Source organism: Nocardiopsis sp. NPDC057823 (assembly GCF_042797335.1).
Lineage (GTDB): Bacteria > Actinomycetota > Actinomycetes > Streptosporangiales > Streptosporangiaceae > Nocardiopsis > Nocardiopsis changdeensis.
The window spans coordinates 159,215-173,015 of the sequence record NZ_JBHVLR010000004.1; the positions used below are offsets into that span (position 1 = coordinate 159,215).

The 13,801-nt window shown below is 74.0% G+C and carries 12 protein-coding genes; 4 read left to right on the forward strand and 8 right to left on the reverse strand.

The genetic code is table 11. From position 1 onward, the window contains the following. Positions 1-7: 7 nt before the first annotated feature. The 3 genes from ACFVNO_RS09445 to ACFVNO_RS09455 all read right to left on the reverse strand — a co-directional run bounded on the left by ACFVNO_RS09445 (position 8) and on the right by ACFVNO_RS09455 (position 3,325). Positions 8-1,378 (reverse strand): FAD-binding oxidoreductase, encoded by a 1,371-nt coding sequence (locus ACFVNO_RS09445; protein WP_355258142.1) that lies wholly within the window; start codon positions 1,376-1,378, stop codon positions 8-10. Positions 1,379-1,390: 12 nt separating this feature from the next. After that, complete coding sequence (locus ACFVNO_RS09450) at positions 1,391-2,329, reverse strand: decaprenyl-phosphate phosphoribosyltransferase (protein WP_378891050.1); 939 nt, start codon at positions 2,327-2,329, stop codon at positions 1,391-1,393. Between the two features lie 72 nt (positions 2,330-2,401). Next, complete coding sequence (locus ACFVNO_RS09455; protein ID WP_378891053.1) at positions 2,402-3,325, reverse strand: DUF3068 domain-containing protein; 924 nt, start codon at positions 3,323-3,325, stop codon at positions 2,402-2,404. Between the two features lie 171 nt (positions 3,326-3,496). Here ACFVNO_RS09455 and ACFVNO_RS09460 point away from each other — a divergent pair, with 171 nt between their 5' ends. Beyond that, positions 3,497-4,822 (forward strand): acyltransferase, encoded by a 1,326-nt coding sequence (locus tag ACFVNO_RS09460; RefSeq protein WP_355258151.1) that lies wholly within the window; start codon positions 3,497-3,499, stop codon positions 4,820-4,822. Positions 4,823-4,826: 4 nt separating this feature from the next. Here the strand turns inward: ACFVNO_RS09460 and ACFVNO_RS09465 are convergent, their stop codons facing one another. Further along, complete coding sequence (locus ACFVNO_RS09465; protein WP_378891056.1) at positions 4,827-6,896, reverse strand: hypothetical protein; 2,070 nt, start codon at positions 6,894-6,896, stop codon at positions 4,827-4,829. Between the two features lie 150 nt (positions 6,897-7,046). Between ACFVNO_RS09465 and ACFVNO_RS09470 the strand changes: the two genes are divergently transcribed. Next, entirely contained in the window at positions 7,047-7,775 is a 729-nt protein-coding gene (locus ACFVNO_RS09470; protein WP_355258157.1) for a methyltransferase domain-containing protein, read from the forward strand. After that, entirely contained in the window at positions 7,772-8,530 is a 759-nt protein-coding gene (locus ACFVNO_RS09475; protein WP_355258160.1) for a class I SAM-dependent methyltransferase, read from the forward strand. The genes ACFVNO_RS09470 and ACFVNO_RS09475 overlap by 4 nt, the downstream gene beginning before the upstream one ends. Here ACFVNO_RS09475 and ACFVNO_RS09480 read toward each other — a convergent pair. Continuing rightward, positions 8,504-9,790, reverse strand: coding sequence for a hemolysin family protein (locus ACFVNO_RS09480; protein ID WP_378891061.1), 1,287 nt, complete (start codon positions 9,788-9,790; stop codon positions 8,504-8,506). The two genes, ACFVNO_RS09475 and ACFVNO_RS09480, sit on opposite strands and share 27 nt — an antisense overlap. Positions 9,791-9,905: 115 nt before the next feature. Then, complete coding sequence (locus tag ACFVNO_RS09485) at positions 9,906-10,916, reverse strand: LacI family DNA-binding transcriptional regulator (protein WP_355258166.1); 1,011 nt, start codon at positions 10,914-10,916, stop codon at positions 9,906-9,908. A 270-nt stretch (positions 10,917-11,186) separates the two neighbouring features. Between ACFVNO_RS09485 and ACFVNO_RS09490 the strand changes: the two genes are divergently transcribed. Further along, a complete protein-coding gene (locus ACFVNO_RS09490; protein WP_378891065.1) occupies positions 11,187-12,161 on the forward strand; it encodes a glycoside hydrolase family 6 protein in 975 nt (324 codons plus the stop codon). Positions 12,162-12,205: 44 nt separating this feature from the next. On the opposite strand, the gene ligD is transcribed toward ACFVNO_RS09490, so the two are convergent. After that, the gene (gene ligD / locus ACFVNO_RS09495; protein ID WP_355258172.1) at positions 12,206-13,081 is read right to left on the reverse strand and encodes a non-homologous end-joining DNA ligase; all 876 of its coding nucleotides are present in this window, start codon (positions 13,079-13,081) and stop codon (positions 12,206-12,208) included. A 144-nt stretch (positions 13,082-13,225) separates the two neighbouring features. Further along, a complete protein-coding gene (locus ACFVNO_RS09500; protein ID WP_378891069.1) occupies positions 13,226-13,600 on the reverse strand; it encodes a hypothetical protein in 375 nt (124 codons plus the stop codon). Positions 13,601-13,801 lie beyond the last annotated feature (201 nt).

Below are 13,801 nucleotides of genomic sequence, written 5' to 3' on the forward strand. Positions count from 1 at the left end.
GCGGATGTCAGAGCAGCCGCAGGCGGCGGGCCAGGTCGGAGACGAGCACCCCGTCGGGGTCGACCCGCTCCCGGACCTTGCGCCAGGCGGGCAGGTCGGGGTACATGGCGTGGACCGTCTCCGCGTCGGCGCGGCCGTCCTTGGCCAGGTAGAGGCGGCCGTCAGCGGCCAGTAGGAGCTCGTCGAAGCGGCGCAGCATGCGGCCCAGGCCCGGCAGCCCGGCGGGCAGGTCCACGGCCAGCGTCCACCCGGGCCGGGGGAACGACAAGTGGCCGCCGGTGCCCTCGCCCAGCCGTTTGAGCACGGTGAGGAACGACGGCGCGCCCGCCCGGGACAGCCCCTCCATGATCCGGACCAGGGTGTCCTCGGCCCCGAACGGCACCACGAACTGGTACTGCACCAGCCCGTGCGGCCCGTACAGCCGGTTCCAGCCGCGGACGGCGTCCAGCGGGTGGAAGAACCCGGCGATCGGCTGGGCCTCCCCGCGCCTGCGCCGGGGCGCCGCGCCCCGGTACACGGCGTTGAACGCGCCCACCGTCCAGGAGTTGAGCAGCCCCGGCGGCGCCCACGGCGGGGCGGCCAGCGGACTGCCCGCGCGGTGGCGCAGCGGGTCGCGGCGCAGGGCGGGCGGCAGGTCGCGCAGGCCGGCGTGGTCGGCGCGGGTCAGCACCCCGCGCCCCATCGCGCTCCCCTTGGCGAGCAGGTCCACCCAGCACACCGTGTACCGGTAGTCGGCGTCGGTGCGCGACATCAGGTCCAGGGTGGCGTCCAGGGAGTCGGTGCGGTCGGTGTCCACCCGCATGTAGGAGGTCTCCACCGGCAGCACGGCCAGGGTCGCCTCGGTGACGACCCCGGTCAGCCCCATCCCGCCCAGCGTCGCCCGGAACAGCTCGGCGTCCCCGCCGTCGGGGGTGAGGGTCAGCGCCTCCCCGGTGGGCGCCGCCAGGGTCAGGGAGCGCACGTGCGCGCCCAGGGAGGAGTCGGCGTGGTGGTTCTTGCCGTGCACGTCGGCGGCGATCGCCCCGCCCACGGTGACCTGCCGCGTCCCCGGGGTGACCGGCACGAAGTACCCGCGTTCGAGCAGGTGGGCGATGAGCCGGTCGAAGGACACCCCGGCCGGGACGGTGACCTCGCCGCGGTCGGCGTCCAACCGGATGGGGCCGGTCAGTTCGGTGCAGTCCAGGACGGTGCCGCCGGCCGCCTGGGCGGCGTCGCCGTAGGAGCGCCCCAGGCCGCGGGCGAGCACTCCGCGCGGCCCCGCCTCGGCCAGGGCCCGCGCGACCTGCGCGGCGGAGCGGGGGCGCACGACGCGGGCGGCGGTCGGCGCGGTACGGCCCCACCCGGTGAGGAGCACGGGGCGTTCCGGCTGCGAGGCCACGGAGGGTCCCCCTTAGAGGTAGATGCCCAGCCCCACCAGGAGGGCGAGGGAGACGAGGACGACCTGGAGGGGGTGGTCGCGCAGGGCGATCTCCTCCGGCTCCTCGCCCACGCCCCGGTCCACCAGCAGGTTGTAGCGCAGGACGAACATGATGAAGGGAACGATACTGCCCACGTGGAACAGGTTCTGCGCGCCGCCGTCCTGCTCCAGCGCCCACAGGCAGTAAGTGACGATCATCGCCGCCGACGCCATGGTGCGGGTCTGGGACAGGTACGTGGGGGTGTAGGCGCGCAGGGTGGCCCGGACCGGTCCGCCCGCGTCCCCCTTGTGCAGGGCGCGCAGCTCGGCCTCGCGCTTGCCGACCACGACCAGCAGCGCCGCCAGGGACACCACGATGACGAACCAGGAGGTCAGCGGGACGCCGACGGCGACGCCCCCGGCGACGGCGCGCAGCACGTGGCAGGCGGCGACCGCGACCAGGTCGCAGATCGCGATGTCCTTGAGGTAGCGCGTGTAGGCGAGGGTGAGCAGGACGTACCCGGCGAGGACGCCGGTGAGCAGCGGCTCGCCCAGGGCGAGGGAGGCCGCCGGGGCCAGGGCGCACAGGGCGATCCCCGCGGCCACCGCCAGGGGTGCCGGGACCAGCCCGGCGGCGATGGGGCGGTGGCGCTTGCGCGCGTGGGCGCGGTCGCGCTCGACGTCGCGGACGTCGTTGAGCAGGTAGGTGCCGCTCGCCGCCGCGGAGAACAGCGCGAAGACCGCCGCGCACAGCAGCAGGGCGCGCGGTTCGGAGAGCGCCCCGGCCGCCGCCGGGGCGGCCAGGACCAGCAGGTTCTTCAGCCACTGGCGCGGGCGGCAGGCCCGCAGCAGGGCGAAGGGCAGGGTGTCGCGCAGACGGCGGTCACCGGACGGGGTCCCCCCGGTCCCGGTCCCCGGCACCACCGACGTCATCCGCTCACCCTCCCGGCCGCTCGGACGGACCCGCCCCGCCGGCCGCGGCGGGGACGGGGTCCGACGGGTCCTTCAGTTGTGGTGGGCACGGGGTCGGCCGGTGAGGTACAGGACGACTCCGATCCCGATGAAGCCGACGCCGACGATGAGGGCGGCGAGCGGGATCGTGGTGTGGATCAGCGGCAGCATGGTGCGGCCCTGCTCGGAGTTCTCCAGGGCGGTCCGGACGGAGGCGTCGTCGAAGACCAGCTCGGCGTCGAGCAGGGTCAGGACCTCCTCGCCGTCCACGACGACGACGCGGTTCTGGTGCTCGCTGACCTTGATCGGGGAGCCGGTGACCGGGTCGATCCAGTAGGTGCGGGTGATGGAGAAGACCTCGTCGCCGGTCACGTCGCCCTCGCCCTCCAGCCCGGCGACCGAGCGCGGCAGGGTGCGCTCGCCGATGACCTCGCCGTCGACGACCTGCTCGAAGCGGTAGACCTCGACGCCCTCGATCTCCTCGACGGCCTGGAACTCCATCGGGACCGGCTCCTTGACGGTGGTCTCGAAGAAGTCGTAGTCGCGCTGCTCGGTGAAGAAGGGGAACTTCCACGCCTGGCCGCTCTGGACGGTGGCCTCCTCGTTGACCATCGCGTCGCAGCAGTCGACGGCCTCGCCGGTGACCCGGTCGTGGCCGGCGCGGCGGCTGGTGGAGGTGATGCCGAAGTCGGTGTCGGCGTCCCGCAGCCAGGTGAACTGGTCCCAGACCACGATCTCGTCGGTGCTGGAGGCCACGTCGGCCCGGATGGTGACGCTGGCCTCCAGCGTGGCGTTCTCGACGAGCTCGACCTCCTCGATGTTGAAGTAGGTCGCCCCCTCGGCGACGTTGGTGTACTCGACGTAGTAGGTCAGGGGGGTCTTCATCAGGGAGCTGGACACCCACGTGCGCATGAGGGGTGCAACGGCGAGGAAGAAGACTCCAAACCCGATGAGAACGACCGCTATGGCACGGCGCATTTGCCCTCCTGGGCGATGTGAGTCTGGATCTGTAACGGGCTTCAGTGGAACTAGCTTCAGTTCCGGGTAGAGTACTGCCCAGTAGTGAACGACGTCACCAGGGCGTGTCTGAATTTTTATAACACGTTCTAGTGGACCGTGTTCCGGCTCCTCCCCGTCCTGGAAGGCCCCATGGCGCCCATTCCCTCCGCGCCCGAGGACCCCACCGGCACCCCCTCCGGCGGCGCGCGCACCTCCTCCGCGGTCCCCGACCCCGCCCGGCTCCTGCCGCAGGTCGACGGCCGCCACGAGACCCTCGACGGCATCCGCGCCGTGGCCGCCCTCATGGTCCTGGTCTTCCACGTCGCCACCGAGACCGGCGACTCGCTGGCCCCCGGCGTCCTGGGCGGTGTGCTGTCGGCGTTCGACCTCGCGGTGCCGCTGTTCTTCACGCTGTCCGGGGTGCTGCTGTACCGCCCCTGGGCGCGGGCCGTCCTGGACGGGACGCCCTCCCCCTCCTCCCGCACCTACCTGTGGCGGCGGGTCGTGCGCGTGTTCCCCGCCTACTGGGTGGTGGCCCTGGCCGCGCTGCTGCTGTACTCGCGCGAGCACCTGGACTCGCCGCGGTACTGGCTGGAGGCCATGACCCTCACCTTCCCGTTCAACACCGACCCCTCGTGGGTGGGCACCGGCCCCTACGGCCTGGGGCAGATGTGGAGCCTGTCCGTCGAGGTGAGCTTCTACCTGCTGCTGCCGGTGTTCGCCCTGCTGCTGTCGCTGTGGGCCCGGCGCGGCCGGACCCCCGACGCCCGGGGCCGCCGCCTGCTGTGGGGCCTGGGGGTCATGGCGGCGCTGGGGTTCGCGGCGCTGCTGCCGCAGTTCCTGCCCGAGCCGCGCCACTACATGCACGCCTGGCTGCCGCGCACGCTGGGCATGTTCGCCGCCGGCATGGCGCTGGCCGTGCTGTCGGAGTGGGCCTGGCGCGAGTCCGGCCCCGACGGCCCGGTGCGGCGCTTCTGCCGCACCGTCGCCTCCGCCCCGGGGGTCTGCTGGGCGGCGGCGGGCGGGTTCTTCGCCCTGGCCGCCACCGACGCCACCGGTGGCCGGTTCATCGGCGCGGGCGACCTGTGGAGCTCGGCGTTCTCCTCCGCGGCCGACATCGGCTTCGCGTTCCTGATCATCGCCCCCGCAGCGCTCGCGCCCCGGCCGGCGGGCCCGCCCGCACCGCTGCGCTCGGCCGAGGCCTGGCGCGGGGGCCGGTGGATGGAGGCGCTGCTGCGGCACCGGGTGTGCCAGTACCTGGCCAAGGTGTCCTACGGGGTGTTCCTGTGGCAGTTCCTGGCGCTGTACCTGTGGCGCGACTTCACCGGGCAGGAGATCTTCACCGGCGCGTTCTGGCTGGACATGGTGCCGGTGACGCTCGCGACGGTGCTGCTGGCCGCCGCCACGTACCGCTGGGTGGAGGAGCCGTCCCGGCGCTGGTCGCGCCGGTTCTTCCGGGAGCGGCGCCGGGCCTGAGGGCTCACTCCCCCTCCGCGGCCTCCCCGGCGTCCCCGTCCTCGGCGCCGTCCCCGGGCTCGGCGGGCTCCTCCTGGGAGAGCGGGATCGGGTGGCCGCCCTCCGCGTCCGGGGCCAGCCCGCCGATGGCCACCGCCGTCATGCACAGCTCGTCGCCCTCGGTGAGCAGGGAGAGGCGGTCCCCCTGCTGGGGCACCGGCAGGTGCCAGAAGCCGCCTTCGGGGGCGGCCGGCAGGACCGCCTCGATCCAGCCGCCGCCCACCGACACCACCAGCTGCGTGTCCGCGTCCGCGGTGTAGGCGACCGTCGCCACCTGCTGGGGGCCGCCCTGCGCCAGCGCGGGCCAGGACACCGCGCCCTCCAGCGTCCCCAGGCACTCGTCCTCGGGCCCGGGCAGGAACGTGCTGCTGAACAGGGTGTGCTCGCCCGGGACCAGGGTCCCCTCGTCGTCGAACACGTACGCGGCGGCGCCCTGCTCCGGGTGCGCGAACCGGTCCCCGTCCTGCTCCGGGGCCATCGGCGGCAGCACGTAGGAGGTGAGCCGCCGGTCGCCGTTCCAGTCCAGGACCACGTCCTCCGGGACCGGCCGCGGGTAGAACGCGCCCTCCTCCGGCAGGTCCGCCATGGAGGCGCGCACGTTGTCCATGTACTCGCGCAGCCGGTCGCCGTTGAGCGTCCCGGCGTAGGTGTAGGTGGAGTACAGGGCGCCCGCGGCGTAGCCGGCCGTCAGCACCGCGGCCGCGACCGCCCGGTTGCGCCGGGCCCGGCGGCCCGGGGCCGCGCGCGTGGCGAGCGGGACCCCGGCCGTGGAGACCGACTCCCGGGCGCGCTGCTCGCGCACCACGAGGAACGCCAGCGCCAGGCACAGGGCGAAGACCAGCGCCGCGTCGGCCACGTACCGGGGGTCGGCCCCGGCCAGGCCGTGCCCGCGGCCGCGCGCGATCACGGTCGGGATCGCGTCCACGAAGACCAGGTAGCCCAGCAGCAGCGCCCACGCCCGCCAGGCGCGCCCGCGCAGCCACAGGCTGCTCAGGACGACGGCGAGCCACATGACGCCCGCGCCCAGCACCACGAACCCGCGCGGTTCGATCAGGCCGCCCGCCGGGGTGATGATCGCCCACTCGAAGGGGCCGCCCAGCGCGCCCACCGGGAACACCTGCCCCAGCATGCGCCGCAGCAGCTCGCCGGCCGCCTCGGCCTCGGGCACCCCGGCGCCCTCGGTGCCGCTGCCGGTGTTCTGGCTGACCAGGTACAGGACCAGGTAGCCCAGGGTCATGGCGACCATCGCGGCCCAGAACGCGCGGTGAGCGCGGAACGCCCGCACCGCCCCCGCGAAGAGGCTCCCGGGGTACAGGAACGCGACGGCGAACACGAACAGCAGCGAGGGCAGGAACAGCGCCTTCACCGAGAAGAACATGCCGAAGACCACCGCGGCCGTCGTCCACCAGCCGTACCGGGGGTCGCCGGTGCGCACGTAGCGGACCGTCCACAGCAGGGACAGCAGGATGGCCAGCTGGAACGGCACCGCGTTCAGCGCCGCCGCCCACCAGCCGAGCACCGGGATGGTCAGCGGGGCCAGCGCGTAGACCGTGAACGGGATCAGCAGCGCCCAGCGGCGGCCGAACAGCTCCCACAGCAGCCGCAGGAACACCAGCAGCGCCAGGGCCTGGAGTCCCAGCATCACCCCGGCGCTCACCCACCAGTTGTACGGCCAGAAGGCCGTCTGGAGGTAGACCAGGAACATCGCCCCGGGCATGAAGTGGCCCTTGTGCAGGGAGAACAGGTAGTCCGGGGTGAGGTCGGTGGCGTAGGCGGCGCCGAAGAACAGGAAGTCGTCCTCGACGAAGTAGGACGCGTTCAGGACGAAGACCTTGGCGGCCAGCGCCACCACCAGGACGGCCATCGCCGCGCGGAACACGTTGTCCCGGGAGACCTCCCGCAGCGCGCGCAGGGACTCGGCCGCCATCGCGCCGATGCCGGGGCCCTCGTCCTCGGGCTCCTCGACCGGGCGGCGTACCCTGACCTCGACCTCCGGTTCCCGATCCGGACCGGTCGTGGGGGTGGTGGACGGCATCGGTACTCTCCCCGCCGCTGGTTGGCCAAGCCGGAAAACGGATGCCAGAATACAACAGGTTCCAGTTTCGGCATCGCTGTTGACACTGGTCTTTCCACTCGGGATGCTCCGAACGGGAACTTGATTCAGAACGCCCCTGGAGGTGATGTGGTGGGACTCGAACAGGTCCGCCGCGACTGGACCCGGCTGGGGGCCACCGAACCCCTGTGGGCGGTGTGCGTCGACCCCGCCAAGCGCGACGGCGGCTGGGACGACGACGAGTTCCTCGCCTCCGGCCGCGCCGCCGTCGACCCCGCGGTGGCCCGCCTGGACGAGCTGGGGCTGCGGCCCGAGGGCGGCCGGGTGCTCGACTTCGGCTGCGGCGCGGGACGGCTGTCCAACGCGCTGGCCGCGCACTTCGACCGGGTCGTGGGCGTCGACATCTCCGCGCCCATGCTGGAGGAGGCCCGGCGGCTGGACCGCTCCGGCGGGCGCATCGAGTTCGTCCTCAACGAGCGGCCCGACCTGTCGATGTTCGGGGACGGCTCCTTCGACCTCGTCTACACCGACCTGGTGCTCCAGCACCTGCCCCCGGAGCTGGCCGAGGGGTACGTGCGCGAGTTCGCCCGGGTCGTGCGCCCGGGCGGGGCCATGGTGCTGGGCGTCCCCGAGGGCGAGCGCCGCACCTTCAAGGGGCTGGTGTTCCGGTACGCGCCCTGGCCCCTGGTGGCCTGGGCCCAGCGGACGCTGCTGCGCTACCCCGCCCCGATGCGCATGCACACCCTGCGCACCGAGCGCCTGGCCGAGCTGCTCCCCCAGGCACGCATCGCCGCCTCCGACGAGTACTGGGGCGGCGACCACTGGCGGCACCTGCGCCACTACGTGGCGGTGGGGGGATGACCACCGCCACCCGCCCCGACGGCACGGTGCCGTTCCGCGCCACCCTGGGCCGGTCGGTCGCGCTGTTCTCGGCGTTCCGCAGGGAGCAGACCGACCCCGCGTTCTTCTACGGCACCCTCGCCCGCGACACCGTCGCCCAGCTGCGCTCGTACACGCCGCTGGACGGCCGGCTGGTGGTGGACGTGGGCGGCGGGCCCGGGTACTTCGCCGACGCCCTGCGCGAGGCGGGCGCCCGCTGCCTGTGCATCGACTCCGACGCCCACGAGATGACCCTGCACGGGCGCTCCGCGGACGCGTTCGCCCTCCAGGGCAGCGCGCTGGACCTGCCGCTGCGCACCGGGTCGGTGGACGTGTGCTTCTCCTCCAACGTGCTGGAACACGTCCCGGACCGGGTGCGCATGGCCGACGAGATGGTGCGGGTGACCCGGCCCGGCGGGCTGGTGTACCTGTCGTACACGCTGTGGTTCTCGCCCTGGGGCGGGCACGAGACCTCGCCCTGGCACTACCTGGGCGGCCGGTACGCCGCCGAGCGGTTCGCCCGCCGCAACGGGCGCAGGCCCAAGAACGACTTCGGCCGCACCATGTACGCGGCCCACGCGGGCGAGATGCTGCGGTGGGCGCGCCGCCGCGCCGACGTCGAGCCCGTGGACCTGCGGCCCCGCTACCTGCCGACCTGGGTCAAGCCGGTCGTGCGCGTGCCGGGGCTGCGCGAGGTCGTCACCTGGAACCTACTGCTGGTGCTGCGCAAGCGTTGAGGGCGCCAGCACCAGGCTGCTGATCACCCGGCCGTCGGCCGCGTCCACCGTCGCGCTCCACCCGCCCAGCTCGACCCGCTCCCCCGGCCCGCCGGGGATGTGGCCGAGCAGGACCAGCACCATCCCGGCGACCGTGACGTAGGAGCCCTCGGGCGGGTCGGCGACCTCCACCCCCAGCAGGGGCAGGTCGTGCACCGGGTAGGCGCCCGGGACGCGCAGCGCGCCCCCGTCCAGCCGGGCGACCCCGGGGTCCCGCTCGTCGGTCTCGTCGGCGATGTCGCCGACGATCTCCTCCAGCAGGTCCTCCAGCGAGACGATCCCGCTGACGTCCCCGGCCTCGCCGATGACCACGGCCAGCCGGCGGCGGTCGGCGGTCATCCGCCGCAGGGCCTCCGACACCGACAGCGAGTCGGGGAGCAGGAGGGGTTCGCGGATCAGGGCGGCGACGTCGCTGTCGTCCCGGCCGATCAGGTCCGACCAGTGGACCACCCCGAGCACGTCGTCCACGTCCCCGGCCGCCACCACGGGGGCCCGCGAGTGCCCGTGGTCGGCGAGCATGCGCAGCGCCTCCCGGGCGGTGGTCCCCGCGGGGACCACGTCGACCTCGGGGCGCGGGACCAGCACCTGGCGGACCTTGCGCTCGCGGATGTCGAACGCCCCGGCCAGGATGTGCCGCTGCTCGGGGGTGATGTCGCCGCGCGAGACGATCATGTCCCGCAGCTCCTCCTCGGTGACGTCCTCCCGCTCCGCCCCCGGGTCGCCGCCGAAGACCCGCACCACCAGGTCGGTGGAGACCCCGAGCAGCCACACCACCGGGCGCGACAGGGCGGCGAGCAGGCCGAGGGGGCGGGCCGCCAGCAGCGACCACGCCTCGGCGCGCTGCATGGCGATGCGCTTGGGCGCGAGCTCGCCCAGGACCAGGGTGAGGAAGGTCAGCAGCAGGGTGACCAGGACGACGGACGTCGGGGCGGCGTAGGGGCCGAGGAAGCCCAGCGGCTCGACCAGCGGCCCGGCCAGCGTGACGGCGGCGGTCGCGGAGGCGAGGAAGCCGGCGAGCGTGATGAAGATCTGGATGGTGGCCAGGAAGCGGTTGGGGTCCCGGGCGAGCCTGGCGACGGCCCGGCCCGCCCGGCCGCCCGCCTCCAGGCGGCGGATCTGGCCCTCGCGCAGGGTGACCAGCGCGATCTCGCTGCCGGCGAACAGGGCGTTCACCACGACCAAGACCAGCACGAGGCCGATCTGGGCCCCGTAGCCCTCCATGTGGTGCTCCCGTGGGTCGGTTGCGCTGTGCTGTGCTGGGATGGGGGTCTTCCCCGATTCCCCGCCCTCCACACACGCCCCGCCCGGGCCCCGCCCGGACAGGGGGCGGAACCGCTCAGGACGTGGAGCGGACGACCAGCTCGGTGGGCAGGATCAGCGGGGTGGCCTCGCCGCCGCCCAGGACGGTGAGGAGCATCCGGGCCGTCTCGCGGCCCAGGGCCCGGACGGGCTGGCGCACGGTGGTCAGCGCGGGCTCGCGGGTGCGGGCGGTGTCCAGGTCGTCGAACCCCACCAGGGAGACGTCGCCGGGGACGTCCCGGCCCGCCGCGCGCAGGACGCGCAGGGCGCCCGCGGCCATGTTGTCGTTGGCGGCGAACACCCCGTCCGCGTCCGGGAGGCGCTCCAGCAGGCGGGACATGGCGGCGGCGCCGCCGGCCTCGGTGAAGTCCCCGCGCTCGGGGGCGAGGGCCTCCCGTCCGGCCAGGGCGAGGGCCTCGCGGTGGCCGCGCTCGCGAGCGCGGGAGACCTCGGTGTCGGCGGGGCCGGAGATCATGGCCACCCGGCGGCGGCCGCGGGCGAGCAGGTGCTCGGTGGCCAGCCGTGCGCCGCCGGCGTTGTCGACGTCGACGTACCAGCGGGGGGCGGGGCCGGGGGGCAGCCCCCCGAAGACCACCGGCACCTCGGAGGCGGCGAACACCGGCAGCAGGGGGTCGCCCTCGCGCATCGCCATCGGCATCACGCCGTCGGTGCCCCGGGAGCGCAGCAGCTCCTCCACCCGGCGGCGGCCGCGCTCGGAGGCGGCCAGGCACAGCATGAGGTGCAGGTCGCCCTCCTCCAGGGCGGCGGACAGGCCGACGATGACCTGGGCGAAGAAGGGGTCGGCGAAGATCGACGGGTCCTCGCCGGAGACGACCAGGGCGGCCGTGCCGCTGCGCCGGGTGGCCAGGGCGCGGGCCCTGGTGTCGGGCACGTAGCCCAGCTCTTGGACCGCGCGCCGGACCGCCTCGCGCTTGTCCCGGCTGACGTGCGGGGCGCCGTTGAGCGCACGGGAGGCGACGGAGCGGGACACCCCGGCTCGGGCGGCCACGGCGTCGAGGGTGGGGGCGGGAGGGCGCTGCTCGGTCATCGCGGTCCGTTCTTCCCGGCAGGGCGGTCGTGGGCTCGACTGGAAGCGGTTCCAGTTTAACTCCGGAGTCAGCCCCGAACGGGTCCGGAGGAGATTTTCCTTCACCCCCTTGACGGTGGTTCCAGGGAAACTCATGATGTGAGGCGCCTCACCACGACCCGGGACCGGGCTGGAAGCGCTTCCAATGGGAGCGCTTCCACGAAAGCCCGGGGCAGCGCCGCGCACACCGCGCGGCGTGCCACGAACAGCGCAGAGACAGGGGTACCACCCATGCGTCGCCTCACCCGCTCGATCGCGGCCGCGATCCTCGCCCTGCCATTGGCCCTCGCCGTCACCCCACCCGCCAACGCCGCCCGCGCCGGAGACCCGGTCTCCATGACCAGCGGCTTCTACGTCGACCCCGCCTCCACACCGGGCGCCTGGGCCGCCGCCAACCCGCACGACGGGCGGGCCGCGGCGATCACCTCCTCGATCGCCTCCGTGCCCATGGCCCGCTGGTTCGGGTCCTGGAGCGGCAGCATCGGCCCGGCCACCGGCTCCTACGTCGGCCGGGCGGACCAGCAGGACAAGCTGCCCGTCCTCGTCGCCTACAACATGTACGGGCGCGACGCCTGCGGCGGGCACTCCTCGGGCGGCGCGGCCTCGCCCGCCGAGTACGCGACGTGGATCGGCGCCTTCGCCGGGGGCGTCGGCCACCGCCCGGCCGTCGTCATCCTGGAACCGGACTCCCTCGGCGACTACGACTGCATGAGCCCGGACGAGATCGCCGAGCGCCGGGGCATGCTGTCCAACGCCCTCACGCAGTTCCGGAACCAGGCCCCCAACACGTGGGTGTACATGGACGCGGGCAACCCGGGGTGGCTCGACGCCGCGACCGTGGCCGAGCGCCTGCACCAGGCCGGGCTCAGCGGGGCCCGGGGGTTCTCGCTGAACGTGTCGAACTACTTCACCACCGCGGAGAACACCGCCTACGCCCAGAGGATCAACCAGGTGCTCTCCTCCCGGTACGGGTACACGAAGCCGTTCGTGGTGGACACCAGCCGCAACGGCAACGGGTCCAACGGGGAGTGGTGCAACCCGGCGGGGCGCAGGCTGGGAACGCCCACGCGGCTGGGCGGCGGGGCGGAGATGCTCCTGTGGATCAAGACCCCGGGCGAGTCCGACGGTGACTGCGGTGTCGGACAGGGGTCCCGGGCCGGGGACTTCCTGCCGGAGGTCGCGTACAGGATGATCTACGGGTACTAGCCCCCGGCCCGTCCGCGCGCCGCCCGGTCCCGGGCGGCGCGCGGTCAGCCGAGCCGGTCGCGCGCCCGCTTCGGGGAGCGGGCGCGGCGGTGCATGCCCCGGAAGGGGCACTCCTCGCGCTCCAGGTCCAGGCCGAAGGCGCGGGGCGACTCCAGGCCGTCCAGCTCCTCCCAGAACAGGGGCGCGGCCACCGGGGCGCCCTCGCGGACCCGGACCGAGTAGGGGGCGACCGCCAGCTGCTCGCGGCCGTTGCGGAGGTAGTCGACGAACAGGCGGCCCTCGCGCTTGTTCTTGCGCACCTCCGTGGTGCGCTCCCCGGGGGCGCGCTCGGCCACCCGTTCCGCGAGGAGCTTCGCCAGGTCCCGGACCTCCTGGTCGTCCAGCTCGGGGCGCAGCGGAGAACGGACGTGCAGGCCCTTGGAGCCGGTGGTCATGACGTAGGCGGCCAGGCCCGCCCCCTCCAGGACCTCGCGGGCGTCGCGGGCGGCCGCCTTGCAGGCGGCGAACGCGCCGGGGTCGGTGTCGGGCGGGTCCAGGTCGAGGATCAGGAGGTCGGGCCGGCCCAGGCGGGGTTCGCGGGACTGCCAGGCGTGCAGGGTGATGGCGGCCTGGTCGGCGCACCACACCAGGGCGGCGGTGTCGCGGGCCTCCATCATCGGCTCGCCCTCGATCTCCAGGGTGCGCACCCAGTCGGGGACCGAGGGGTGCTTGACGAAGAAGCCGGGGCCGCCGACCCCGCCGGGGTAGCGCTCCAGCGCCACGGGGCGGCCCTTGAGGTGCGGCAGCATCAAAGGCGCGATCCGCACGTGGTAGCGGGCCAGGTCCTCCTTGGTGGGGCCGCCCGCCCCGAAGAGCTCCTTGTCCGGGCGCTTCACCTCGACCACCCGGCGCCCCGCCCGGATCCTCACACCGTCCCCCACGGCGACCACCTCCCGGAGGCCCCCTACCCACCCGGCGGAAAACCGTTCACCCGACCCCCGCCAGAGCCGCGACGTGCGGACACACCGCTCACGCCCCGGTCAGGTGGGAAACCCCTGCGGCGTAGGAAGCGGTTCACCCCCCGCTCAGCGCCGCCCGGGCCCGGGCGCGCGGCCGATCCCGTCCACGTCGAAGGTGGTCAGCGCTTCGGCCACGGGGACACCGGTGCGCTCGGCGGCGGCCAGCCGCTCCCTGACCTGCACCATGGTGCGCGGCCGCCATCCCGGGCCGTCGCAGCAGGTGGAGTGGAAGGTGACCCCGGCACGGAGCAGCGTCCCCAGCACCCGCCAACCGGCGTCATCACCGCGCCGGGGCACCTCCAGATCGCTCCCGGCGTCGATCAGCTCCCCCGCACAGTTCGGGCACAGCCGGGAGCGCGGTTCATCGACACGATGCTTGAACCCGACCCGGCATTCCAGGCACACGTGATGGCGTCCGAGGTGGGCGGGGCGGGTGCACATGCGGGCAGTATCGCCCGGTTCTCCACCGGCCCGCAAGACCGCGGGGGCGCGGCCCGAGAAGCTCGGCAAGCCCCGCGCACGCGGGGATGGAACCGTGGCACGTTCAGACACGGTTTCCGTGATTTCCGCCAGTCGCTCGGCGTTTTGTCTTTGTCCCTGCCGCCATGGTCGTGCTGGGACGACATGATCGGGACAACACCC

Bases quoted from the DNA above. Each gene is read 5' to 3' on its own strand.
- ACFVNO_RS09450 (WP_378891050.1), bottom strand. From the start codon at position 2,329: ATGACGTCGGTGGTGCCGGGGACCGGGACCGGGGGGACCCCGTCCGGT.
- ACFVNO_RS09455 (WP_378891053.1), bottom strand. From the start codon at position 3,325: ATGCGCCGTGCCATAGCGGTCGTTCTCATCGGGTTTGGAGTCTTCTTC.
- ACFVNO_RS09460 (WP_355258151.1), top strand. From the start codon at position 3,497: ATGGCGCCCATTCCCTCCGCGCCCGAGGACCCCACCGGCACCCCCTCC.
- ACFVNO_RS09465 (WP_378891056.1), bottom strand. From the start codon at position 6,896: ATGCCGTCCACCACCCCCACGACCGGTCCGGATCGGGAACCGGAGGTC.
- ACFVNO_RS09475 (WP_355258160.1), top strand. From the start codon at position 7,772: ATGACCACCGCCACCCGCCCCGACGGCACGGTGCCGTTCCGCGCCACC.
- ACFVNO_RS09480 (WP_378891061.1), bottom strand. From the start codon at position 9,790: ATGGAGGGCTACGGGGCCCAGATCGGCCTCGTGCTGGTCTTGGTCGTG.
- ACFVNO_RS09485 (WP_355258166.1), bottom strand. From the start codon at position 10,916: ATGACCGAGCAGCGCCCTCCCGCCCCCACCCTCGACGCCGTGGCCGCC.
- ACFVNO_RS09490 (WP_378891065.1), top strand. From the start codon at position 11,187: ATGCGTCGCCTCACCCGCTCGATCGCGGCCGCGATCCTCGCCCTGCCA.
- ACFVNO_RS09500 (WP_378891069.1), bottom strand. From the start codon at position 13,600: ATGTGCACCCGCCCCGCCCACCTCGGACGCCATCACGTGTGCCTGGAA.